The organism is Bacillus cereus group sp. BfR-BA-01441, from assembly GCF_022663075.1.
Classification (GTDB): domain Bacteria; phylum Bacillota; class Bacilli; order Bacillales; family Bacillaceae_G; genus Bacillus_A; species Bacillus_A cereus.
The window spans coordinates 1-23,129 of record NZ_JAKUEU010000056.1 but is presented as its reverse complement, the minus strand read 5'-3'; the positions used below and the strand labels follow the sequence as shown (position 1 = coordinate 23,129).

The window sequence follows — 23,129 nt, the reverse complement described above, 5'->3', positions numbered from 1 at the left end:
CAAATATTCCTAGACTTATATTTTAAAAATTAATAAATTTTTAAAATATAATAAAAAAAAGAGATTCATACATGCGTATGAATCTACAAAATATGAGTATATTCCAAAACATTTTTCCCGATCAATAATATAGTAACTAATAAAAATAAAGTCCTTACATATCCAACACCTTTTTGAACCGCAAACTTCGATCCAAAATAAGCACCTAAGATCATTGATAATCCCATGATAATACCGTATTCAAAATGAATTATATCTAAAAATAAAAAAGTAATTAAAGATACAATATTACTAACAAAGTTCAAAAGTTTTCCAGATGCTGCCGCTTGAATAAAATCCAAGCCAATTAATAAAAATGCAAAAATTAAAAACGACCCTGTCCCTGGTCCAAAAAATCCATCATAAAATCCTATCATTAAAATAGCAAAGAAAAATATTAATGTTTTTCTTTGCGTCATCTTCTTATAGGTAGACACACTTCCCCAATTCTTTTTTGCAATAATATAAATAGCAATAAATACCAACATTACAAGTACTAATGGGCGTAAAATATCCGGTGGAATAAATTTTACTACTAAAGCACCTGCAACAGCTCCAACAATAGTTAACGGGATTAACTTTCCTACAATTTTAAAATCAACTTTTCCTGATCGAATAAAATACATCGCACTCGTAAACGTCCCCATTGTTGCCGCTAATTTATTCGTTGCAATTGCCGAAGCTGGCGATAAGCCAACAAACATAAGCGCAGGAAGCGAAATTAACCCTCCTCCTCCAACAACGGAATCAATAAAAGCTGCTAAAAAACCGAATGCAATTAATAAAATAATGACTTGAAAACTTAATTCTTCCATGAGATTTACCCCTTACCCCTATTTTTTACAACATTTTAAATTATAACAAAATTACATAAGAAAAAAAGCTGTTCCATAGAGGAACAGCCTTCATATTTAATCTAAAATCTTCACAAGTGGTTCATCTTGTTTTGCTTCACGTATAATAATAGCTTCTGGGCGTTCTACAGATTTAATCGTTACTTGTACTTTCATATAATTCGGGAAGTATTCCATAACAAGCCCTGCCACATATTGTGTAAAACCAACTATTTCAGCTTTTCCATTAAACTGGATAGGAATATCAAGCTTCATTTCTCTTAATTCATCATCTCTATACATACCAGTACCAATAACAGCTGTATAGTCGCCTTGGAAATAATCGCTTAGTTTTGCCTTAAAGTTGGATACTCTTGCAAGGTCTTCACGTTTATTATCTGTTTTCGCTTGCTCTGATGGGAACAAATAATATTTTTCATTAATTTGTTGCCAATCTTCAACCGTTTCACTACCTTTTTCGGCATTTGCATAAGAAACAAAGTTACCTGGCACGAGCGAAGACTTTGGAGCTTGGCGATAAATCGCAAATGTTATTGGAATATTTTTGGTTTCAGGTTCTTTTTGATGTATGACTTTCAAAATTTCTTGCGCCATTTTTTTCCCTTCAGCTAACATCTTTTCATCCGGGATTGCAGCTTCACGTGGATAACCATGCTCTTCGTTAAAATATTGAACAGAATTCATTGCTAATCCAACTACCATACCAACGCGTTCCTCGCCGTTATCGCCTTTTTTCACATAATAATCATGCTCTAAAATATTTGAAATATATATTGGATTTTTTTTATTTTTCACTTCTAGTGATTCGGATCCTGTTCCTAATGCAGGGTTTAATCCTATATTAGGAAATTTAACTGCATCTTTTTTTAATTTGTCCTCTAGTTCCTTTTGTTCAGCATCTGTACGTTTTCTTTTAACAAGCATCTGTATAGTTTGAGTATCTAGAGCTTTTCCGCCTTTTAAAAAATTATCTTTCGTACTAAATGATTCTTTTGCAATTCGCATTAACCCTGTTTCAAATTCATCTATATCAAGACGACTATTTAACCCTTGCACCACTAAACCACGTGCATTTCCACCATCAAATGGAATAGTCGTCTTATAATATTCATCCGAAATAGCGTATTTTGGAACAACTGATTGTTCTTTTGCTTTCCCCGATTTCTCAGCCACTTTTTCATCTTTGTCGGCACCTGCACTACACCCACTTACAAGTAGGCCAAGGCTTAATACCGCTAATGCTATTTTTTTCATGGTAAGTTTGCACCTCTTACTTATTTAGCTCTTGTAAGAACCTCTCTTCATTCCAAACCTCAACATTATGTTTCTCCGCTTGTGCTAATTTCGAACCAGCCGCTTCACCTGCAACAACTAAATCCGTACTCTTACTAACACTTCCCGTTACTTTTCCACCTAATGCCTCAATCTTCTTCTTCGCTTCACTTCGCCCCATAACTTCTAGCTTACCTGTTAAAACAACCGTTTTTCCTGCGAAGTAAGATTCAACATTTTGTAAATCTGCAATTTTTATACCTTTGTATGTCATATTCACGCCATACTCTTTAAACTGCTGTAATAACTCTAATACATCTTCATTATCAAAATATGTCACAACAGATTGAGCCATTTTTTCGCCAATTTCATTAATTGCTTTTAGTTCTTCTTCCGTTGCTTTTACAAGCTCATCCATCGTTTCAAAGTGCTCTGCAAATGTACGTGCTGCTTTCGCTCCAACGTGGCGAATTCCAAGGCCAAATAATAATCGCTCTAACGAGTTTTCTTTAGAATTTTCAATTGCTTGTATTAAGTTTGTTGCTGATTTTTCACCAAAACGTTCTAACTGTAATAATTGCTCTTTCGTCAATGCATATAAATCAGCAAATGTACGAATGTAATCAGCATCAAAGAGTTGTGTAATGACACGTTCTCCAAGTCCATCAATATTCATTGCATTTCTTGAAACGAAATGGATTAACCCTTCTCGAATTTGAGCAGGACAAGTTGGATTTATACAACGAAGTGCTACTTCTTCTTCTAAACGAACAAGTTCACTCTCACATGCTGGACAATGAGTTGGCATGCGGTATTCTTCTTCCTCACCAGTACGCTTATCAAAAATAACGTTCACAACTTCAGGAATAATATCTCCAGCCTTCTTCACAACAACGTAGTCACCAATTCGAATGTCTTTTTCACGAATTAAATCCTCGTTATGTAAAGAAGCACGACGAACAATCGTACCAGCAACTCTCACTGGCTCTAGTTCTGCAGTCGGTGTTACAACTCCTGTTCGGCCAACACTTAATTCAATGCCTGTTAATCTCGTTACAACTTCTTCAGCCGGGAATTTATAAGCAATCGCCCATCTTGGACTCTTCGCTGTAGTTCCTAGACTTTCTTGAAGGGCAACATCATCTACTTTTATAACGATTCCATCAATCTCATAATCAAGATGCGGACGTTTTTCTTGCCATTCTTCTACATAAGCTATAACTTCTTCAATTGTTTCACATGTACGGCGATTTGGATTTGTCTTAAATCCAAGTTCACCTAAGAAATCAAGCGATTCACTATGTGATGGAATTGTTTTTTCTTCTACATTCGCAAGACCATACACAAACATAGATAAGTTACGCTTCGCTGCAATTTTCGGATCAAGTTGACGTATTGAACCTGCTGCTGCATTACGCGGATTCGCAAATACATCTTCTCCATTTTGCTCTTTTTCTTCATTTAGTTTAACGAATGAACGCTTCGGCATATAAGCTTCGCCTCGTGCTTCTAACGTTACTTCTTCATTTAAACGAAGTGGGATAGCTTTAATCGTTTTTAAATTTTGAGTAATATCTTCACCCGTTACACCATCACCACGTGTCGCCCCTTGAATGAAGCGTCCTTTTTCATAATGAAGCGAAACGGCAAGCCCGTCAATTTTTAATTCACATATATATCTTACATTCGCACTATCAATTCCTTGACGTACTCTTCTGTCGAAATCACGTAAATCTCCTTCGTTAAATGCATTTCCTAAACTTAACATTGGTGACTTATGTGTTACTTTTTCAAATATATCAAGAACAGTCCCCCCAACGCGAACGGAGGGAGAATCTTCACTCATAAACTCTGGGTTCTCTGCTTCTAATTTTATAAGCTCCTGCATATTACGGTCATATTCCGCATCAGAAACAGAAGGATTGTCTAATACGTGATATTGATAGTTAAATGTATTTAATAAATCACGCAGTTCTTCTATACGTTTTTTTGCTATCTCTTTTGACATATCCTCATTCCTTTCTATTGTTTCGTCACAGGTGCAAATTTTGCTAACAAACGTTTAACACCAATTGGGCTTGGGAATGCAATATCTAATTCTTTTGCATCACCTTCACCTTTTACACTTACAACTGTACCGACTCCCCATTTTTGGTGGGAAGCTTTATCTCCTACTGCCCAGCCAATTTGTTCGCCGCCTGTCGTCTTAGCTGCAGGGCGCGCGAAAGCTGAACGAGAGCGTGTTGTCGTTGTGATTGTCGTTTTGCCGCTACTTGCCGTTCTGCCTTTTGCACCAAACGATGTTTCACGCTTTGGCGCTGTTTCATTTAATGATTCCACTAGTTCTGTCGGGATTTCTGTAATGAATCGAGACGCAGCGTTCATACTTGTTCTACCAAATAAAGTACGCATTTGCGCGTTAGATAAATATAGCTCTTCTTCTGCACGGGTAATACCTACATAAGCAAGACGACGTTCTTCTTGCATTTCATCCTCTTCCATAAGAGAACGAGTATGAGGGAATATCCCTTCCTCTAAGCCAACAATAAACACAACCGGGAACTCTAATCCTTTCGCTGAGTGCATCGTCATTAAAATAACTTCTTCACCAGCAGTTGGGTCTTCATCTACACGATCAATATCAGCAACAAGTGCTAAATCTGTTAAGAATGCAACAAGGCTCTTATCTTCGCTTTGAGATTCAAATGTTTGCGTAACAGATAAGAACTCGTCTAAGTTTTCTAAACGACCTTCCGCTTCTAAAGAACGTTCATTTTTCAACATATCGCGATAGCCTGTTTTTTCAATAACTTCTTCTACTAATTCTGTAACAGATAAATACTCTTGCATATTTACCCAGTTATTTAATAAATTCGCAAATTCTTTTACTGCCTTTGTAATTTTTGCACTTACTCCAACATGCTCAATTTCATCAAATACAGCAGTTAATGAAATTCCGTTTTGCACACCGTAATTAATAATTTTATCGATAGAAGTCGCACCAATACCACGCTTTGGCATGTTAATAATACGTGCAAAACTAATTTCATCATCTGGATTACCGATTAAACGTAAGTACGCCAAAATATCTTTAATCTCTTTACGGTCGTAGAACTTCGTACCCCCGACAATTTTGTACGGAATGTTAGATTTAAGGAAAATCTCCTCGACCATACGAGACTGAGCATTCGTACGATATAACACTGCAAAATCAGTATATTTTCGTTTCCCCATTTGAATATCGTCACGAATTTTTTTCGCAACAAAATACGCTTCGTCCTTTTCAGTTGCAGCACGATAATACGAGATTTTACTTCCAACTTGATTGTCTGTCCATAATTTCTTCGGCTTACGATTCGTATTTTTTTCAATAACAGCATTCGCTGCATTTAAAATATTTTGTGACGAACGATAGTTTTGTTCTAACAAAATTACTTGTGCATTCTCATAGTCTTTTTCGAACGACAAAATGTTAGAAATATCTGCACCACGCCAGCGATAAATAGACTGGTCAGAGTCACCTACAACGCAAAGATTTTTAAAACGCGCTGCCAAATGTTTAACAAGAAGATATTGCGCTTTGTTCGTATCTTGATACTCATCAACGTGAATATATTGGAACTTACGCTGATAAAACTCTAATACTTCTGGAACACGTTCAAATAACTGAATCGTGGTCATAATTAAATCATCAAAGTCTAATGAATTATTTTTCAAAAGACGTTTTTGATACTCTGTGTATACATCGCTCGTTAATTTTTCATATGGATCAGCCATTGTAATTTTTTTTGCATATTTATCCGCAGATAACAGTTCATTTTTCGCATTACTAATACCCGCTAAAATAGAGCGCGGCTCAAATTTCTTCGGATCAATATTGCGCTCTTTCATAATTTTTTTGACTACAGTTAGCTGATCGCCTGAATCTAAGATTGTAAAGTTACGATTAATACCAATACGATCGATATCCCGTCGTAAAATACGTACACACATAGAGTGGAACGTCGAAATCCAAATATCTTCTGCTTCTGGTCCCACAAGTGTATCAATACGCTCACGCATTTCACGAGCTGCTTTATTTGTGAAGGTAATAGCTAGTACATTCCATGGTGCTACACCTTTTTCACCAAGTAAATACGCAATACGATGTGTTAACACACGTGTCTTACCACTACCTGCACCTGCCATTAATAGAAGTGGTCCATTCGTTGTTTGGACTGCTTTTTGTTGCTGTGGATTTAAACCGTTTAATAATCTATCTGTCATACTCATATACGCCTGCACCTACTCTCCTTTTACTGCTTTAACTGTTTTTAACGCCGATTTTATATCATCATAAATAATATTTCCAACAACTACTGTATCAGCATATTGTGCCATTTCTTTCGCCTGTTCTGCATTAGAAATACCACCGCCATAGTATAACTTAGCTTGTTTCAATTCTGCTTTTACATTTTTAACAAGTTCAACATCTCCATACGTACCGCTATATTCTAAATAAAATATCGGTAAATGTAATAACTTGTCTGCTAAACGAGCATATGCAATAACGTCATCTTCTGTTAAATCACATTTCGCTTCTGTAAGCTGGGCTACTTTCGCTTCTGGATTTAAAACACAATACCCTTCCATAAAAATTTCGTCCCAGTCCATAATATCCCCAAATTCTTTCAATGCCTCATGATGAACACCTGTTACCCATTCTACTTTTCGGCTATTTAAAACACTTGGGATGTAATAAAAATCAAATCCTGGTGTAATTGCTTCTACATCAGAAACCTCTAATACACAAGGAACTGCATATCTACGAATGCTAACTAGCATGTGTAATACGTTATCAATTGTAACTCCATCACTTCCACCTACAATAACCGCATCAGTTCCAGACTCACAAATCATTTCTAAATGTTCATCGCTTAACTCCTTATTTGGATCAAGCTTAAATACATGTTTCCATCCGGAAATATCGTACATGAAAACACCCTTCCTTTTCTCTAGTTATATATATTTCTGTTCAAAATAACAGTTTATTTTCATCATTATTGTTTTAACTTCATCTTAAATATTTGTTTAAAACGGAGAATTAAGTTTGGAATTACCTCTTCCATATTTTTTAAACTAGAGGATTTAATTTTGAAGTTCCTTTTATGCATTCTTTCATTATAACAAAAAAAGTTACTTACACACACGCACATTCCAACATCTTTTTCCACGTCAAATGTTGGATTACATATCCCAAAAATCAAACGGGATACTAATAAAAGAAATAGTATTATCTATTTCAACTTTCATAAAAAGGAGTGTTTTTCTAATGAAGCAAAATATCGGGACAATAAACGCTCTAATTCGAATTACACTTGGGCTTGTCCTCTTCGGATGTAGTGCAACTAAACTTGTACGCAAGCCGTGGTGCACTTGGTCTAACATTTTTCTATGGATTGGTGCAATGAAAGTTGCAGAAGGAATTGTTCGTTTCTGCCCTGTTGTTGAAATGTGGAAATTCGGAAAATACATGAATATGGGGGCATTTAAAATGCCTAGCATGAATTTTGCTGAAAAAGGACATGCTAAAGAAGAAGTGAATCAAACTTCCACTCATGACAAGCCAAAGTCAAAAGGAAGTTATGACGCTTCTGACAAAGAGATTGAGTCAGCGATTGAAAATATAATCCTGGCAAAACCGCTTTGAATCATTTGTCACGATGCAAGATGCTCTCAAAGGGACTTAGCTGCTGCAGTGGGCGGTTAAGTCTTCTTTATTTTACCATAAAACAGAACGTACATTCTCTTTTTCGACCTTAAAATGTATATAAAAGATATCAATCAATAAAATTCAGAAAATTAGGTGCATACCTCTTGCTTAAAATGATATAAAAGTGATATCATTTTTATATCAGGAGGCGATCATATGAAAGAAAAACAAGTATTTTATGTAAATGGTTTTCTCGGTATTATTGGAATTTTGATTTTAGCTGCTATCGGTGTATTTTTCCTTGCACAAGAAATTTTCATAGGAGCGGCACTAACTATTATATTAGCCGCAGTTCTCGCTACAGGTATCGGTATTGTTCAACCGAATCAAGCGAAGGTTATTACGTTCTTCGGTAATTATTTAGGAACAATTCGTCAAAACGGTTTATTTTTAACGATTCCGTTCGCATTCCGTCAAACTGTATCTTTACGTGTTGAAAACTTTAACAGTAAAAAATTAAAAGTAAATGACGTTGATGGAAATCCAATTGAAATTGCAGCTGTTATCGTATATAAAGTTGTTGATTCTGCAAAAGCAATGTTTGGTGTTGAACATTATGATCGATTTGTAGAAATTCAAAGCGAAACGGCAATCCGCCATGTTGCAACAAAATATCCTTATGACAATTTCCAAGATGAAACCTGCGTTACGTTACGCGGAAATACTGAAGAAATCTCTGAAGAATTAAAACGTGAATTAGAGGCGCGTCTTGAAATTGCTGGTGTAGAAGTATTAGAAACTCGTTTAACGCACTTAGCTTACGCAACAGAAATTGCCCATGCAATGCTACAACGCCAGCAAGCAAAAGCAGTATTAGCTGCTAGAAAAGAAATTGTTGAAGGTGCTGTGAAGATGGCGAAAGATTCCATCCATATGTTAGATGAAGAAGGCGTACTAGAACTCGATGACGAGCGTAAAGCAAATATGGTAAACAACTTATTAGTTGCCATCGTTTCAGATAAAGGTGCGCAACCAGTTATTAATACAGGAAGCCTATACTAAGGGCTATAAGTAATTATGGCTAAAAAGAAAAGCTTTCCATTACGTATTGATCCTGAATTACACGCAGTCATCGAAAAATGGGCAAATGATGAATTTCGTAGCGTCAATGCACACATCGAGTATTTACTTCGAGAAATGGCAAAGCAAAAAGGGAAATTAAAAAAAGATAAAGATGCATAAAAAATCCCGCTGATTCCTCAGCGGGATTTTTACATATTAACTTTTCGTCATCTCATGCCCAATTGCACGATATCCTATATCACTTCGATAAAATAGACCATCACTCTCAATTTTACCGATTTCTTTATATACTTTATCTTTTGCTTCTTGTAAACTATTTGCCTTACAAGCAACAAATAATACACGGCCACCGTTCGTTACAAAGTCCCCATGTTTCATTGCTGTACCTGCATGGAAAACAATCACATCTTGCAGTGCATCTAGTCCACTAATAATATCACCTTTTTTATATGCTTCTGGATATCCTTTAGAAGCAAGTACAACACCGATTACAGCTTCTTCTGACCATTGTAACGTTAGTTCACTTTCATCTAATACAGCGTTACATACGTCAACTAAATCATTTTCTAAGCGAGGTAATACAACTTCTGTTTCAGGATCACCGAAGCGTGCATTAAATTCAATTACCTTCGGACCATCATTTGTTAAAATAAGACCTGCGTATAAAATACCTGTAAACGAACGGTTTTCTGCAATCATCGCCTTAGCAGTTGGATGTAATACGGTTTGAATCGCTTCTTGAACTGCTGATTCTGGAATTTGTGGTACTGGAGAATATGCACCCATTCCGCCCGTATTTGGACCTTTATCACCATCAAAAGCTCTTTTATGATCTTGGGCGATTACCATTGGATGTACAGTTGTTCCATTCACGAATGCCATTAATGAAAATTCTTGTCCATCTAAAAACTCTTCAATAACGACCTTCTTACTTGCCGCGCCGAATTTCACATCTTGTAGCATTTCTTTCACAGCTTGTAATGCCTCTTCAAGCGTCATTGCTACCGTTACCCCTTTACCCGCAGCTAGGCCGTCAGCTTTAATAACGATTGGTGCACCAACTTTTTGAATGTACTGTACTGCTTCTTCATAATCTGTAAAAGTTTCGTACGCCGCAGTTGGAATATCATACTTTTTCATAAGCTCTTTTGTAAAAGCTTTACTACCTTCAATAACAGCAGCCGCTTTATTCGGACCAAATACGCGAAGTCCCTCTTCTTTAAAACAATCAACAATTCCATTCATAAGCGGAATTTCTGGTCCAACGAAAGTTAACTCAACATTATTCTCTTTTGCAAATAAAACTAATGCATCAAAATCATTTTCATCAATATCAACTGGTGTTGCAACATCTCTCATACCTTCATTACCTGGTGCTACATATACCTTTTCTACTTTTTCAGATTGTGCAAACTTCCAAGCTAAAGCATGCTCACGCCCACCGCGGCCAATTACTAAAACATTCATATTTCATCCCCCAATAATTAAATAAGTACAAACTAGAAGCTATGCTCCTAGTTTGCTTTTTCATATCAATAAAAGGTTATCTCGACCGGACTTTTTAAACATCCATATCAATAAAGGTTTAAAAAGGAGGATTAAGAGAACCGAGCAGGTCTAGGCGCATTTGCCAGGAGGACACGGAGTGTAGCTTTCCTACATGAGTACCGCACTGGCGATGCAACGACGACATGCGAAGGTTATCTTGACCAGACTTTTTAAACATCCTCTATTAGTGTTTGAAATGACGTACGCCAGTGAACACCATAGCAATCCCATAAGTATCTGCCACTTTAATAGAATCTTCATCACGGATTGATCCGCCTGGTTGAATGATTGCTGTAATTCCTGCTTTTGCTGCTTCTTCTAATGTATCTGGCATTGGGAAGAAAGCATCAGATGCAAGTGCGCTACCTTGTGCTTTTTCACCAGCTTGTGTAATTGCGATTTTTGCAGAACCTACACGGTTCATCTGTCCCGCACCGACGCCAATTGTCATGTCATCTTTCGCTAAAACAATTGCGTTTGATTTCACATGTTTTACAACTTTCCAAGCTAGTTTTAAATCTTTCCATTCTTGCTCTGAAGGTTCACGTTTCGTTGGAATTAAAATTGTACTTTCATCTAATGATAACGTATCTTCTTCTTGAACGAGAAGTCCACCTTGTACAGAAGTTAGTTTTTTGCTTGCACTTGTCGCTTTTTCAATATTTATAGTTAATAAACGTAAGTTCTTCTTACTTTGTAACACTTCTAAAGCTTCTTGCGAAAACGAAGGTGCGATAACAATTTCTAAGAAAATTTCATGTAACTTTTCTGCTGTAGCTTTATCAATTTCACGATTTGCTGCAATAATACCGCCGAAAATTGATACTGGATCTGCTTCATAAGCGCGAGTATATGCTTCGTGAATATCAGTTCCTACTCCAACACCACATGGATTCATATGTTTTACTGCTACTACTGCTGGTTCTGTAAATTCTTTTACGATGCTAAGTGCTGCGTCTGCATCATTAATATTGTTATACGATAATTCTTTACCGTGTAATTGTTCTGCGTATGCAACAGAAGAAGTTGCTGCGAATGGCGCTTTATAGAAAGTTGCCTTTTGATGTGGGTTCTCGCCATAACGTAAGTCTTGCTTTTTCTCAAATGTCACAGTTAATGTTTCTGGACTTTCTTCACCCATTTGCTCTGTTAAGTAGTTAGAAATTAACGCATCATACGCTGCTGTATGACGGAATACTTTCGCTGCTAGTTTACGTTTTGTTTCCTCTGCTACTTCACCGTTCTCTTTCAGTTCTGCTAACACAATATCATAATCTACTGGATCTACAATTACAGATACGAATTTATGATTTTTCGCAGCAGAGCGAATCATTGTCGGGCCACCGATATCAATATTTTCAATTGCATCAGCAAATGTTACATCAGGCTTAGCGATTGTTTCTTTAAATGGATATAAGTTAACAACAACAAAGTCAATTGGCTCCATACCTAATTCATTCATTTGTGTTACATGTGTTTCATTATCACGAACTGCTAATAGACCACCATGAATATTTGGATGTAACGTTTTCACACGGCCATCCATAATTTCAGGGAAACCAGTTACTTCAGAAATACCAATTACTTGTAAACCGTTTTCTTCTAATAACTTTTTCGTACCACCTGTTGAAATAACTTCAATCCCTTGTTCTAGTAACCCTTTAACAAATTCTACTACTCCTGTTTTATCTGAAACACTTACTAATGCACGCTTTTTCATTTATCCTTCACCCCTGGTTGTATGTTAGTTAACAGTTGATTCTTTCACAGACTGAACAATTTGATTCACTGTATTTACGTATAATTTATGTTCAACTTGTTGAATTTTCTTTTGTAAACTTTCTCTCGTATCCCCTTCAGAAACAACCACTGCTTCTTGCGCAATAATTGGCCCTGTATCCATACCTGCATCTACATAATGAATTGTTACTCCAGTTACTTTCACACCTGCTTCTAACGCTTGACCGACAGCATCTTTACCCGGAAAGCTCGGTAGTAATGATGGATGAATATTAATAATCTTCCCGCCGTATGCTTCTAGTAACGTCGGCCCGATTAACCGCATATATCCAGCTAAAATAACATAATCAATTTCATATTCTTCTAGCTTCTTTAATATCTCTTTTTCAAATGCTTCTTTTGACTCATATGCTTTCGCTGAAAAAGCAAAACACGGAATATGATGATAATTTGCCCGTCCAACAGCGCGTGCTTCTGGTTTATCACATACTAATAAACTAATTTCTGCATCCAATCTTTTTTCTTCTACCGCATTAACGAGAGATTGAAAGTTAGATCCGCTTCCAGAAGCAAAAACTGCTAATCTACTCATAGTGCTGTGCCCCCATTAAAAGTAACGCCAGCTCCTTGTATAGTACGTCCAATAATACGAGCCATTTCTCCTTGCTCTTCAAGAAGACGAACAACATCTTTTGCATCTTCTTCCTTCACTGCTACTACCATACCAATACCCATGTTAAAAATATTGAACATTTCTTTTTCTTCCAGTTTTCCAACTTCTTGAAGCAAACTAAAGATCGGCTGAATTTCCCAAGATCCTAGTTCAATCTCGGCACCGATTCCTTCTGGCAACATGCGTGGAATATTTTCAATAAATCCACCACCTGTAATATGCGCCATACCGTATACTTCATGTTTCTTCAATAGTTCTAAAATAGGTTTGACATAAATTTTCGTTGGTTTTAATAATTCTTCACCAAGAGGTAGTTCTAAGCGGCCATAAATACGCTCTAAAGATAGTTCCCCATCTTCTAGTAACACTTTTCGTACTAAAGAGTAACCATTGCTATGAATACCGCTAGATGCTAAGCCAATTAGCACGTGACCAGCTTCAATCTTTTCACCTGTTACAATTTTCTTTTTATCAACAATCCCAACTGTAAAACCAGCTAAATCATATTCTTCCGTAGAATACATTCCTGGCATTTCAGCTGTTTCTCCACCGATTAATGCACAACCAGCTTGGCGACAGCCCTCTGATATACCTTTGACGATGTTTTCAATTTTACTAGGTTCAGCTTTACCACAAGCAATATAATCAAGGAAGAAAAGCGGCTCTGCTCCTTGGACAACAATATCATTTACACACATTGCTACTGCATCAATACCAATTGTGTCATGTTTATCTGCCATAAAAGCGAGCATCAATTTCGTTCCCACGCCATCTGTTCCAGATACTAATACAGGTTCTTCTAATGCAAATTTTGATAGATCAAACATACCTCCAAAACCGCCTAAACCGCCTAGTACTTCTTTTCTCATAGTTGTTTGTACGTGTTTTTTCATGCGAGATACCGCTTCATATCCAGCTTCAATATCTACTCCTGCTTGCTTATATGCATTCGCCATCGTTATTTACACCTCGTCTTTTAATTTCTCCCCATCCAGGGCGGGCTATTTTAAGAAAGGAGCTAGCTTCTACATCAAAAGAAGTAGAAGCTTGTTTCACTTTTCTTATTTCATACTTTCTAAAAGCTCTTGCTCATAATCATAAAGAGCTGTTGGATAGTCCCCATTAAAGTAAGCCATGCATAGGCCACCATATTTCCCTTCATATGGACGTCCAATTGCATCTACTAATCCATCTTCACTTAAAAATGTTAAAGAATCTGCTCCGATCATTTCACGGATTTCTTCTACTGTATGATTTGCTGCAATTAATTCTTTTCTCGTTTGAATATCAATGCCATAGAAACATGGATATTTCAGAGGTGGTGAAGCAATTCTTACGTGAACTTCTGTCGCTCCAGCTTCACGAAGCATACGAACAATTCGTTTACTTGTCGTTCCTCTTACGATAGAGTCATCAATCATAACAACTCGTTTCCCTTCAACTACACCTCTTACTGCGGAAAGCTTCATCTTAACCCCTTGCTCTCGCAGTTCCTGAGAAGGTTGAATAAACGTACGTCCAACGTAACGATTTTTAATTAATCCTAACTCATATGGAATACCTGTTGCCTCCGCATAGCCAATCGCAGCTGAAATACTAGAGTCTGGTACACCAGTAACAACATCTGCTTCAATAGGAGCTTCTGCCGCTAAACGTTTCCCCATATTCTTACGTGCTGCATGAACGTTAACGCCTGCAATATTAGAATCTGGTCGTGCAAAGTAAATGTATTCCATACTACAAATTGCATGTTCTACATCGTTTGTGAAACGATCTACGTGAATTCCTTCATCATTAATGATAAGTAATTCACCCGGTTCTACATCACGAATGTATGTTGCACCTACTACATCAAAAGCACATGTTTCAGATGCTACAACGTAAGCATCCCCCATCTTTCCAATTGAAAGCGGACGGAACCCATTCGGATCTAATGCAACGATCATTTCATTTCCAGTTAGTAAAAGATACGCAAACGCACCTTTCACTTTATTTAAAGCCTCTTTTACACTTTCAATTAAAGAATCTTTCGTACTACGTTTAATAAGATGTAAAAGTACTTCTGTATCTGAACTAGTTTGAAAAATACTGCCCTCTGCTTCTAATTCACGACGAAGCATTTTTGCGTTAATTAAATTTCCGTTATGAGCTAACGCCATACTATGATCGGAAAAACGGAACAACAATGGTTGAACGTTAGCAACTTCACTTCCACCAGCTGTTGCATATCGTACATGTCCGATTGCTGATTTTCCATTTAATCCTTCTAGCTCACCTCTTGAAAACACTTCTGATATTAAACCTAACCCCTTGTGACCGACGATTTTTTCCCCATTATTTACGACAATGCCTGCGCCTTCTTGCCCACGGTGCTGTAAACTGTGCAATCCGTAGTATGAAACTTGTGCTGCATTTTCATGCCCCCAAATTCCGAAAACGCCACATTCTTCGTTTAACCCCTTTATTTCAGCAAGCATGGGATTGCCCCTTTCCAAGCCTTTCTCATTTCATCTACATTTGCTGTAAGTAATACTTCATTTTCTTCATTATGAATTGTTACTTCATTTGTACTTGTTACTTCTCCAACTTGGATTGCTTCTACCACTTTCTCAAACGCCTCTTTATTTTCACGTTTTACAGTTATCACGAAGCGAGACTGTGATTCAGCGAATAATGCAGCTGTTGCTTCTCCATCTAATTTCACAGTAGCACCTAAGCCTTTAGCACCAATTGCACTTTCTGAAATCGCAACTGCTAAACCACCTTCAGCAACATCATGTGCAGATTGAACAAGACCAGCTTGAATTGCTTCTAATACTTGTTTTTGGCGTTTTAATTCTACATCTAAATCGATACTTGGTGATTGACCGAAAATTTTGCCGTGAATCATTTTCTGTAATTCACTTCCGCCAAACTCAGCTTTCGTCTCACCAATTACATACACTAAATCACCAGCTTGCTTAAACTCTTGTGTTGTTACATGTTTTAAGTCATGCACAAGTCCGACCATCCCAACAGTTGGTGTTGGATATACAGCTTCACCACTACGCTCGTTATACATCGATACGTTTCCGCCGATAACTGGTGTTTGTAATGTGCGACAAGCTTCACTCATACCGTCTACTGATTTCTCAATTTGCCAGAAGATTTCTGGTTTTTCTGGGTTACCGAAGTTTAAGCAATCTGTAATTGCAAGTGGCTCTCCGCCAGAACATACGATATTACGCGCTGCCTCTACTACTGCAATTTTACCGCCCATCTCTGGGTCTAGATAAATGTAGCGAGAGTTACAATCTGTCGTCATTGCTAATCCTTTTTCTGTACCGCGTACACGTACAACTGCAGCATCTGAACCTGGCGTAACAACTGTGCTTGTGCGAACTTGGTAATCGTATTGATCGTATACCCACTCTTTACTTGCAATTGTTGGTTGCTGTAATAAAGCGAATAACGTTTCTTTATAATTTTCTACTTTTGGCGTTTCCATTTTCATTGCTTGGAATTCAGCAAAGTATGCTGCTTCTTTTGATGGCTTATGATAAATTGGTGCTTCTTCTGCTAAAGCATCTGCTGGAACTTCAGCTACCTTTTCACCTTTATGGAATAAACGAAGCATTTTATCTTCTGTTACTTTCCCCATCGTAACCGCTGCAAGACCATACTTCTCAAATAAATCTACTATTTCTTGTTCTCTACCTTTTTTCACGACAATTAACATACGCTCTTGTGATTCAGATAGCATCATTTCATATGGTGTCATTCCTGTTTCACGCTGTGGTACATCATCTAAGTACATTTCAATACCCATTCCTGCTTTACTTGCCATTTCTGCAGATGATGATGTTAAACCAGCCGCACCCATATCTTGAATTCCAACAAGTGCATCAGATTGAATTAATTCTAAACACGCTTCAATAAGAAGTTTTTCCATAAATGGATCCCCTACTTGAACCGCTGGACGTTTCGCTTCTGAGCTTTCAGATAGTTCTTCCGACGCGAATGTTGCACCGTGAATACCGTCACGACCAGTTGATGCTCCTACGTACATTACTGTGTTACCAGCACCATGTGCTTGTCCTTTTTTAATGTCTTCGTGGTTAATCAAACCTACGCACATTGCATTTACAAGTGGATTTCCTTCGTAACATGGATCAAATTGTACTTCGCCGCCAACAGTCGGAATACCGATGCAGTTACCGTATCCTGCAATTCCTGCTACTACTTCTTCGAATAAATATTTCACACGTGGTGACTGTAATTCACCGAAACGAAGTGAGTTTAATAGAGCTACCGGACGTGCTCCCATAGAGAATACGTCACGAATAATACCACCAACACCTGTTGCAGCTCCTTGATATGGTTCAATAGCTGAAGGATGGTTATGACTTTCCATTTTAAATACAACTGCTTGATTATCACCGATATCTACAATTCCAGCACCTTCCCCAGGCCCTTGTAGAACACGCTCACCTGTTGTTGGGAATTTTCGAAGCACTGGTTTTGAATTTTTATAACTACAATGTTCAGACCACATTACAGAGAATAACCCTGTTTCTGTATAATTTGGCAGACGACCTAAAATCTTTTCAACCATGGCAAACTCTTCGTCTGTTAGCCCCATTTCCGCATATATACGCTCTTCTTTAATTTGTGTTGGATTTGGTTCAAGCATTAACGACATATGTTTCCCTCCACTGTTTTAAGATAGATTGAAAGACTTTTAACCCTTCAGCACCGCCAAGTAATTCATCTACAGCACGCTCTGGGTGTGGCATCATACCAAGTACATTTCCTTTTTCATTTACAATACCAGCAATATCTGAAACGCTACCGTTAGGGTTTTCTACGTAACGGAATGCGATTTGATTGTTCTCTTCTAATTGTTTAAGAGTCGCTTCATCACAATAGTAATTCCCCTCACCATGCGCGATTGGAATATTAATTATTTCATCTTTTCCATATTGTGATGTAAACATCGTTTCATTATTTTCAACACGTAACTGAACAGTGCGACACATAAATTTTAAGTTTTCGTTTCTCATTAACGCTCCTGGTAGTAATCCTGATTCAACAAGAATCTGGAATCCATTACATACACCTAAAATCGGCTTTCCTTGCTCAGCAGCTTTTTGCACTGCTTTCATTGCATTAGCAAAGCGAGAGATAGCACCGCAGCGTAAGTAGTCACCATAAGAAAATCCACCTGGTAGTAGAATTGCATCATATTCATCTAAATTCTCTGTATCGTGCCAAACGTAATCTACTTCTTCGCCAAGCTCATCTTTAATTGCATGGAACATATCGACATCACAGTTCGAACCCGGAAATACTATTACGGCAAATTTCACTGTGCGACAACCTCCTCAACTTCATAACGGAAGTCTTCCATTACAACGTTCGCTAATAGTTTTTCACACATTTCTTTTACCTTGCTATCTAAATCAGATACAGATTTATCAATTGTTAGTTCCATGTACTTTCCGATTCGAACGTCTTGTACTTCTGTGAATGAAAGACTATGAAGTGCTCCTTTTACTGCTGTTCCTTGTGGATCTAATACGCTTTCTCTTAATGTTACATATACCTTAACTTTATACATGTGAAATTCCCCCTAAACGTTTTAAAATCTCTTCATAAGCATCTGTTAAATTTCCAAGATCACGACGGAATACGTCTTTATCAAACTTTTCATTGCTCGTTTCATCCCATAAACGGCAAGTATCTGGTGAAATTTCATCCGCTAAAATGATTTCTCCTTCTTCCGTTACACCAAACTCTAATTTGAAATCTACTAATCTTACACGACAGCTTGCGAAATGATCAATCAACACTTGATTGATTTGTAGAGCCATATCTCGTAATACACTTACTTGCTCTGGCGATGCAACGTTTAATACACGAATATGATCTTCCGTTACAAGCGGATCTCCTAAATCATCATCTTTGAAGTAAAATTCTACGATTGGTTCTGCAAGTACAGTTCCCTCTTCCATTCCTAATCGTTTTGAAAGACTTCCTGCAATTACATTTCTTGTGACAACTTCTAAAGGAATAATACTCACTTTTTTAACAAGTTGTTCTGTCTCAGATAACTTCTCAACAAAATGTGTTTTAATTCCCACTTCTTGTAACTTTCTGAACAATAAAGTTGTAATTTCATTGTTCAAACGACCTTTTCCTGTAATCGTCTCTTTTTTCTCCCCATTGAAAGCAGTCGCACTATCTTTGTACTCTACCCAAACCATATCTGCTGATTCTGTACGATAAATTCTTTTTGCCTTACCTTCATACAGCAATTCTAGCTTTTGCATTTCGCAAGCCCCCTGTAGTTTGAAAAATGTGAATAATATTTTTATAAAGAATGGCACAGAATGACTCTATTCTGTGCCATATGAAATTTTACGCTTCGTTTAATCCAAGGCGTTCAAAGATTGTATCAACGTGTTGCATATGATGCTCATAGTTGAAGCATTCATTAATTTCTTCTTGTGTTAACTTGCTTGTAATACGCTCATCAGCTTCTACAAGCTCTTTAAATTGTACTTGTGTTTCCCAAGCTTCCATCGCTTTAGGCTGTACGATATCATAAGCTTCTTCACGTACCATACCTTTGTCGATTAGTGTAAGCATTACGCGCTGAGAATAAATTAAGCCGTATGTTCTTGTCATATTACGTTTCATATTCTCTGGGTATACAGTTAAGTTTTTAACAATATTACCAAAGCGATTTAACATGTAATTTAATGCGATTGTAGCATCTGGTAAAATTACGCGTTCTGCCGAAGAGTGAGAAATGTCACGCTCATGCCATAATGGAACATTTTCGTAAGCTGTCATCATATAACCGCGGATAACACGAGCTAAACCAGTCATATTTTCAGAACCAATTGGATTACGTTTATGTGGCATTGCAGAAGAACCCTTTTGACCTTTTGCGAAAGCTTCTTCAACTTCACGTGTTTCACTCTTTTGTAAACCACGAATCTCAACTGCCATCTTTTCGATAGATGTTGCAATTAGTGCAAGTGTTGACATGTAGTGTGCGTGACGATCACGTTGCAATGTTTGTGTTGAAATTGGTGCTGCTTCTAATCCTAAATTTTCACAAACATATTTTTCTACGAATGGATCGATATTTGCATATGTACCAACCGCACCAGATAGTTTACCAACACGAACTGTATCAGCAGCTTGTTTGAAACGCTCTACGTTACGTTTCATCTCTTCATACCAAAGACCAAGTTTTAAACCAAATGTCGTTGGTTCTGCATGAACACCGTGTGTTCTTCCCATCATGATTGTGTATTTATGCTCTTTCGCTTTGTTAGCTAAAATGCTTACAAAGTTCTCTAAGTCTTTTAATATAATTTCATTCGCTTGTTTTAAGATGTAAGATAATGCTGTATCTACTACATCTGTAGATGTTAAACCGTAATGAACCCATTTACGTTCTTCGCCTAATGCTGGCGTTTCTGATACAGCACGAGTGAATGCAACTACGTCATGACGTGTTTCTTTTTCAATTTCATAAATACGATCAATATCAAATGATGCATGTTCACGAATTTTTTTAACATCTTCTTTTGGAATATCGCCAAGCTCAGCCCATGCTTCACAAGCTAAAATCTCAACTTCTAACCACGCTTTAAATTTGTTCTCTTCCGTCCAAATCGCACCCATTTCAGGGCGTGTATAACGACTAATCATCTTTTTCCCTCCAACAGTTGTTCTTGATGGTCCCAAATATGCAAACTCTTCGCTTTTTCTAGAGCGACTTCAATATTATCATTTAAAATATTAACATGCCCCATTTTTCGCTGTGCTTTTGCTTCTTCTTTTCCATACAAGTGTAAATAGCACCCGGTTAATCTATTCACTTGTCTTAGGACCCCTTCTATATGTTCGCCTAAAATGTTTACCATGACAACTGGTTTTAACAAATTTGTTTCTCCTAGAGGTAAATTACAGATTGCTCGAATATGTTGACCAAATTGACTCGTTTCACATGCATCCTGTGTATAGTGTCCTGAATTGTGAGGTCTTGGCGCTAATTCATTAATATAAATCTCACCATTATCTGTAGCAAACATCTCTACAGCTAGTGTTCCCACAAGTTCTAATTCATCCGCAAGTACCTTTGCATACGCAATTGCTTTTTGAGAAAGCTCTTCTGTAATGCGAGCTGGAACGATAGATTCATGTAAAATGTTATTTACATGAATATTTTCTGCTACTGGAAACACTTTTGTTTCACCACTTACACTACGAATCACAATAACTGATACTTCTTTTTCAAAAGGCACCCATTTCTCTAAAATACATTCTGCTTTATCCACAAGATTTCTTGCCGCCTCAACATCAGCTTCACTTCTTAAAACAACTTGCCCTTTCCCATCATATCCACCTGTCGTCGTTTTTAAGACGGAAGGGAATGATAACCCAGCAATTGCTTCTGTAAGCTGATCTTGATTTTGAACTAATCTATACGTTGCTACTGGTAACCCAGCCTTCTCAATCGCATTCTTTTCTGTAAAACGATTTTGCGTTGTATTTAACAACTGACTACCTTGTGGTAAGTACGCATGTTTTTCAAGCCATTGTAAACATCTATAATCAATATTCTCAAATTCATATGTGACAACATCACTTATCTCTGCTAAATGCTGAATTGCTTTTAAATCATCATATGGTGCAACAATTTCAATATCAGCAACTTGTGCACATGGCGAATGCTTTGTAGGATCTAAAACAGCAATTTTATATCCCATCTCCTTAGCTGCCAATGCCATCATTCTTCCTAGCTGGCCGCCTCCAATAATACCGATTGTTTTTCCAGGTAAAATGATTCTCGTCATACTAGCTCACTACCTTCACGCACATCTTTTTCAATCGCTTCTCGTCTCAATTCTAATCCATCATGTATATCATCATGGAATGATCCAAGTATTTGTGCGGCAAGTAATCCAGCATTCGTTGAACCGGCTTTACCAATTGCAACAGTTGCAACTGGAACACCTCCTGGCATTTGGGCGATGGATAATAATGAATCTAAGCCGTTTAATGCTTTTGATTGAACTGGAACTCCAATTACAGGAAGATTTGTCTTCGCTGCAACCATTCCTGGTAAATGTGCTGCTCCACCAGCTCCAGCAATAATAACTTTCAATCCACGTTCACGAGCCGTCTCTGCATATTCAAACATATAATCCGGAGTCCGATGAGCGGATACAACTTTTTTCTCATACGGTATATTTAATTCATCTAAAATGTCACAAGCATATTTCATTGTTTCCCAGTCTGACGTACTTCCCATTATGACTCCAACTAGTGATTTCATATTAGAATCCCCCCGATTCAAATAAAAAAAGCCTGAAATAGAACAGTTTCTCTTTTACTATGAGAGAAAGCGCTCTACTCAGGCATACGTATCCCTTGTGAATAGAAAAATACCGAGTGACTTTCCCTCATAGTCTAACGAATAACGGTCGTTAGGTAGAGACTTGCAGGCCATATCCCCGCGATTATATGAGGTCTTATATTATTGTTTCTATGGCTATATTAACAATATTTCATAAACAATGTCAATAAATAATCGAATGTTTTTTTATTAGCAGTCAATAACGTTCGTGTTTTAGTTATATTCAAAAGAAGAATTGCAACTATATACAAGAAGAAAAGGGAATTAGAATATATATTTCTAGAGATCTATTTTATGTATTTATCGTTTAAATAGCACTTCAGTATGTTTTTAATCAAAATATATACACTCTTGTATTATTATAACGATTTAATTTCTAAGGAGGATAACTGTTAAAGAAAGAACTTTGCTATTATCCTATTTATTTTTCTCTATTGCAGTAATTTCTGTAATTATTAAATATTTATTTATAGCATCTCATTATTTAAAATATATACTTATGATAGAAATAATGTGTCCTATTTTAAGTATTACTTTAGCGACATTAGGAAAATCAGGAACACAAAAAATCATTACTATTATTTTAAAGAGTCTCTACTTCATTCTTTTTTCGTCTGTAGCTTTATTAAATTTACGGATTATAGCATTCGGTAAATAAAAATAAACACAAAAAAACCTAAGTCAAAATAACTTAGGTTCTTGCTTGGCGACGTCCTACTCTCACAGGGACAAGGTCCCAACTACCATCGGCGCTAGAGAGCTTAACTTCCGTGTTCGGTATGGGAACGGGTGTGACCTCTCTGCCATCAT

The 23,129-nt window shown here is 37.1% G+C and carries 21 protein-coding genes, 1 rRNA gene and 1 riboswitch; of the genes, 4 read left to right on the top strand and 18 right to left on the bottom strand.

The genetic code is table 11. The annotated features are described in order from the left end of the window. Window positions 1–83: 83 nt before the first annotated feature. The 5 genes from MR107_RS20650 to pcrB form a co-directional block, all read right to left on the bottom strand. A complete protein-coding gene (locus MR107_RS20650; protein WP_000391974.1) occupies window positions 84–854 on the bottom strand; it encodes a TSUP family transporter in 771 nt (256 codons plus the stop codon). 96 nt (window positions 855–950) lie between these two features. Beyond that, window positions 951–2,147 (bottom strand): CamS family sex pheromone protein, encoded by a 1,197-nt coding sequence (locus MR107_RS20645; RefSeq protein ID WP_086404195.1) that lies wholly within the window; start codon window positions 2,145–2,147, stop codon window positions 951–953. 16 nt (window positions 2,148–2,163) lie between these two features. After that, a complete protein-coding gene (gene ligA, locus MR107_RS20640; RefSeq protein ID WP_000031455.1) occupies window positions 2,164–4,173 on the bottom strand; it encodes an NAD-dependent DNA ligase LigA in 2,010 nt (669 codons plus the stop codon). Between the two features lie 14 nt (window positions 4,174–4,187). Beyond that, window positions 4,188–6,437: a DNA helicase PcrA gene (pcrA, locus tag MR107_RS20635; protein WP_002164784.1), complete on the bottom strand. Its 2,250-nt coding sequence runs from the start codon at window positions 6,435–6,437 to the stop codon at window positions 4,188–4,190. Window positions 6,438–6,449: 12 nt separating this feature from the next. After that, window positions 6,450–7,139, bottom strand: coding sequence for a heptaprenylglyceryl phosphate synthase (pcrB, locus tag MR107_RS20630; RefSeq protein WP_000272099.1), 690 nt, complete (start codon window positions 7,137–7,139; stop codon window positions 6,450–6,452). A 337-nt stretch (window positions 7,140–7,476) separates the two neighbouring features. On the opposite strand from pcrB, the gene MR107_RS20625 reads away from it, so the two are divergent. The 3 genes from MR107_RS20625 (at window position 7,477) to MR107_RS20615 (ending at window position 9,099) form a co-directional block, all read left to right on the top strand. After that, window positions 7,477–7,854: a YgaP family membrane protein gene (locus MR107_RS20625; protein ID WP_000812346.1), complete on the top strand. Its 378-nt coding sequence runs from the start codon at window positions 7,477–7,479 to the stop codon at window positions 7,852–7,854. Window positions 7,855–8,073: 219 nt separating this feature from the next. Further along, window positions 8,074–8,919 (top strand): SPFH domain-containing protein, encoded by an 846-nt coding sequence (locus MR107_RS20620; protein WP_000660669.1) that lies wholly within the window; start codon window positions 8,074–8,076, stop codon window positions 8,917–8,919. Between the two features lie 15 nt (window positions 8,920–8,934). Next, the gene (locus MR107_RS20615; protein ID WP_001085171.1) at window positions 8,935–9,099 is read left to right on the top strand and encodes a type II toxin-antitoxin system antitoxin; all 165 of its coding nucleotides are present in this window, start codon (window positions 8,935–8,937) and stop codon (window positions 9,097–9,099) included. 36 nt (window positions 9,100–9,135) lie between these two features. Here MR107_RS20615 and purD read toward each other — a convergent pair whose 3' ends face one another. The 12 genes from purD to purE form a co-directional block, all read right to left on the bottom strand. Continuing rightward, on the bottom strand, window positions 9,136–10,407 hold the full coding sequence (gene purD, locus MR107_RS20610; protein WP_048657235.1) for a phosphoribosylamine--glycine ligase: 1,272 nt from the start codon (window positions 10,405–10,407) through the stop codon (window positions 9,136–9,138). A 265-nt stretch (window positions 10,408–10,672) separates the two neighbouring features. Further along, a complete protein-coding gene (purH, locus tag MR107_RS20605) occupies window positions 10,673–12,208 on the bottom strand; it encodes a bifunctional phosphoribosylaminoimidazolecarboxamide formyltransferase/IMP cyclohydrolase (protein ID WP_242292647.1) in 1,536 nt (511 codons plus the stop codon). A 24-nt stretch (window positions 12,209–12,232) separates the two neighbouring features. After that, window positions 12,233–12,820 carry a phosphoribosylglycinamide formyltransferase gene (gene purN / locus MR107_RS20600; RefSeq protein ID WP_000088589.1) on the bottom strand — a complete coding sequence of 196 codons (588 nt, stop codon included), beginning with the start codon at window positions 12,818–12,820 and terminating at the stop codon, window positions 12,233–12,235. Then, window positions 12,817–13,857: a phosphoribosylformylglycinamidine cyclo-ligase gene (gene purM, locus MR107_RS20595; protein ID WP_001262439.1), complete on the bottom strand. Its 1,041-nt coding sequence runs from the start codon at window positions 13,855–13,857 to the stop codon at window positions 12,817–12,819. The genes purN and purM overlap by 4 nt, the downstream gene beginning before the upstream one ends. Before the next feature lie 105 nt (window positions 13,858–13,962). Then, window positions 13,963–15,378: an amidophosphoribosyltransferase gene (purF, locus tag MR107_RS20590; RefSeq protein WP_000879025.1), complete on the bottom strand. Its 1,416-nt coding sequence runs from the start codon at window positions 15,376–15,378 to the stop codon at window positions 13,963–13,965. Further along, a complete protein-coding gene (purL, locus tag MR107_RS20585; protein ID WP_226368464.1) occupies window positions 15,363–17,582 on the bottom strand; it encodes a phosphoribosylformylglycinamidine synthase II in 2,220 nt (739 codons plus the stop codon). The genes purF and purL overlap by 16 nt, the downstream gene beginning before the upstream one ends. Continuing rightward, a complete protein-coding gene (gene purQ, locus MR107_RS20580; RefSeq protein ID WP_000666786.1) occupies window positions 17,566–18,249 on the bottom strand; it encodes a phosphoribosylformylglycinamidine synthase subunit PurQ in 684 nt (227 codons plus the stop codon). The genes purL and purQ overlap by 17 nt, the downstream gene beginning before the upstream one ends. After that, a complete protein-coding gene (gene purS / locus MR107_RS20575; protein WP_000278823.1) occupies window positions 18,246–18,500 on the bottom strand; it encodes a phosphoribosylformylglycinamidine synthase subunit PurS in 255 nt (84 codons plus the stop codon). Before purS ends, purQ begins: the two co-directional genes overlap by 4 nt. Then, window positions 18,493–19,212 carry a phosphoribosylaminoimidazolesuccinocarboxamide synthase gene (gene purC / locus MR107_RS20570; RefSeq protein ID WP_001170544.1) on the bottom strand — a complete coding sequence of 240 codons (720 nt, stop codon included), beginning with the start codon at window positions 19,210–19,212 and terminating at the stop codon, window positions 18,493–18,495. Before purC ends, purS begins: the two co-directional genes overlap by 8 nt. Window positions 19,213–19,300: 88 nt before the next feature. Next, window positions 19,301–20,608, bottom strand: coding sequence for an adenylosuccinate lyase (gene purB, locus MR107_RS20565; RefSeq protein WP_000625682.1), 1,308 nt, complete (start codon window positions 20,606–20,608; stop codon window positions 19,301–19,303). After that, complete coding sequence (gene purK, locus MR107_RS20560; RefSeq protein ID WP_000196774.1) at window positions 20,605–21,756, bottom strand: 5-(carboxyamino)imidazole ribonucleotide synthase; 1,152 nt, start codon at window positions 21,754–21,756, stop codon at window positions 20,605–20,607. The genes purB and purK overlap by 4 nt, the downstream gene beginning before the upstream one ends. Further along, window positions 21,753–22,238 carry a 5-(carboxyamino)imidazole ribonucleotide mutase gene (gene purE / locus MR107_RS20555; RefSeq protein WP_048538232.1) on the bottom strand — a complete coding sequence of 162 codons (486 nt, stop codon included), beginning with the start codon at window positions 22,236–22,238 and terminating at the stop codon, window positions 21,753–21,755. The genes purK and purE overlap by 4 nt, the downstream gene beginning before the upstream one ends. Before the next feature lie 110 nt (window positions 22,239–22,348). Continuing rightward, a riboswitch (purine riboswitch) is annotated at window positions 22,349–22,450 on the bottom strand. Window positions 22,451–22,725: 275 nt separating this feature from the next. On the opposite strand from purE, the gene MR107_RS20550 reads away from it, so the two are divergent. Next, entirely contained in the window at window positions 22,726–22,977 is a 252-nt protein-coding gene (locus MR107_RS20550; RefSeq protein WP_000927500.1) for a hypothetical protein, read from the top strand. 43 nt (window positions 22,978–23,020) lie between these two features. On the opposite strand, the gene rrf is transcribed toward MR107_RS20550, so the two are convergent. Further along, a 5S ribosomal RNA gene (rrf, locus tag MR107_RS20545) occupies window positions 23,021–23,129 on the bottom strand; the annotation flags it as partial.

Coding starts and splice junctions, on each gene's coding strand:
- MR107_RS20650 (WP_000391974.1), bottom strand. CDS start 854: ATGGAAGAATTAAGTTTTCAAGTCATTATTTTATTAATTGCATTCGGT.
- MR107_RS20645 (WP_086404195.1), bottom strand. CDS start 2,147: ATGAAAAAAATAGCATTAGCGGTATTAAGCCTTGGCCTACTTGTAAGT.
- ligA (WP_000031455.1), bottom strand. CDS start 4,173: ATGTCAAAAGAGATAGCAAAAAAACGTATAGAAGAACTGCGTGATTTA.
- pcrA (WP_002164784.1), bottom strand. CDS start 6,437: ATGAGTATGACAGATAGATTATTAAACGGTTTAAATCCACAGCAACAA.
- pcrB (WP_000272099.1), bottom strand. CDS start 7,139: ATGTACGATATTTCCGGATGGAAACATGTATTTAAGCTTGATCCAAAT.
- MR107_RS20625 (WP_000812346.1), top strand. CDS start 7,477: ATGAAGCAAAATATCGGGACAATAAACGCTCTAATTCGAATTACACTT.
- MR107_RS20620 (WP_000660669.1), top strand. CDS start 8,074: ATGAAAGAAAAACAAGTATTTTATGTAAATGGTTTTCTCGGTATTATT.
- MR107_RS20615 (WP_001085171.1), top strand. CDS start 8,935: ATGGCTAAAAAGAAAAGCTTTCCATTACGTATTGATCCTGAATTACAC.
- purD (WP_048657235.1), bottom strand. CDS start 10,407: ATGAATGTTTTAGTAATTGGCCGCGGTGGGCGTGAGCATGCTTTAGCT.
- purH (WP_242292647.1), bottom strand. CDS start 12,208: ATGAAAAAGCGTGCATTAGTAAGTGTTTCAGATAAAACAGGAGTAGTA.
- purN (WP_000088589.1), bottom strand. CDS start 12,820: ATGAGTAGATTAGCAGTTTTTGCTTCTGGAAGCGGATCTAACTTTCAA.
- purM (WP_001262439.1), bottom strand. CDS start 13,857: ATGGCGAATGCATATAAGCAAGCAGGAGTAGATATTGAAGCTGGATAT.
- purF (WP_000879025.1), bottom strand. CDS start 15,378: ATGCTTGCTGAAATAAAGGGGTTAAACGAAGAATGTGGCGTTTTCGGA.
- purL (WP_226368464.1), bottom strand. CDS start 17,582: ATGTCGTTAATGCTTGAACCAAATCCAACACAAATTAAAGAAGAGCGT.
- purS (WP_000278823.1), bottom strand. CDS start 18,500: ATGTATAAAGTTAAGGTATATGTAACATTAAGAGAAAGCGTATTAGAT.
- purC (WP_001170544.1), bottom strand. CDS start 19,212: ATGCAAAAGCTAGAATTGCTGTATGAAGGTAAGGCAAAAAGAATTTAT.
- purB (WP_000625682.1), bottom strand. CDS start 20,608: ATGATTAGTCGTTATACACGCCCTGAAATGGGTGCGATTTGGACGGAA.
- purK (WP_000196774.1), bottom strand. CDS start 21,756: ATGACGAGAATCATTTTACCTGGAAAAACAATCGGTATTATTGGAGGC.
- purE (WP_048538232.1), bottom strand. CDS start 22,238: ATGAAATCACTAGTTGGAGTCATAATGGGAAGTACGTCAGACTGGGAA.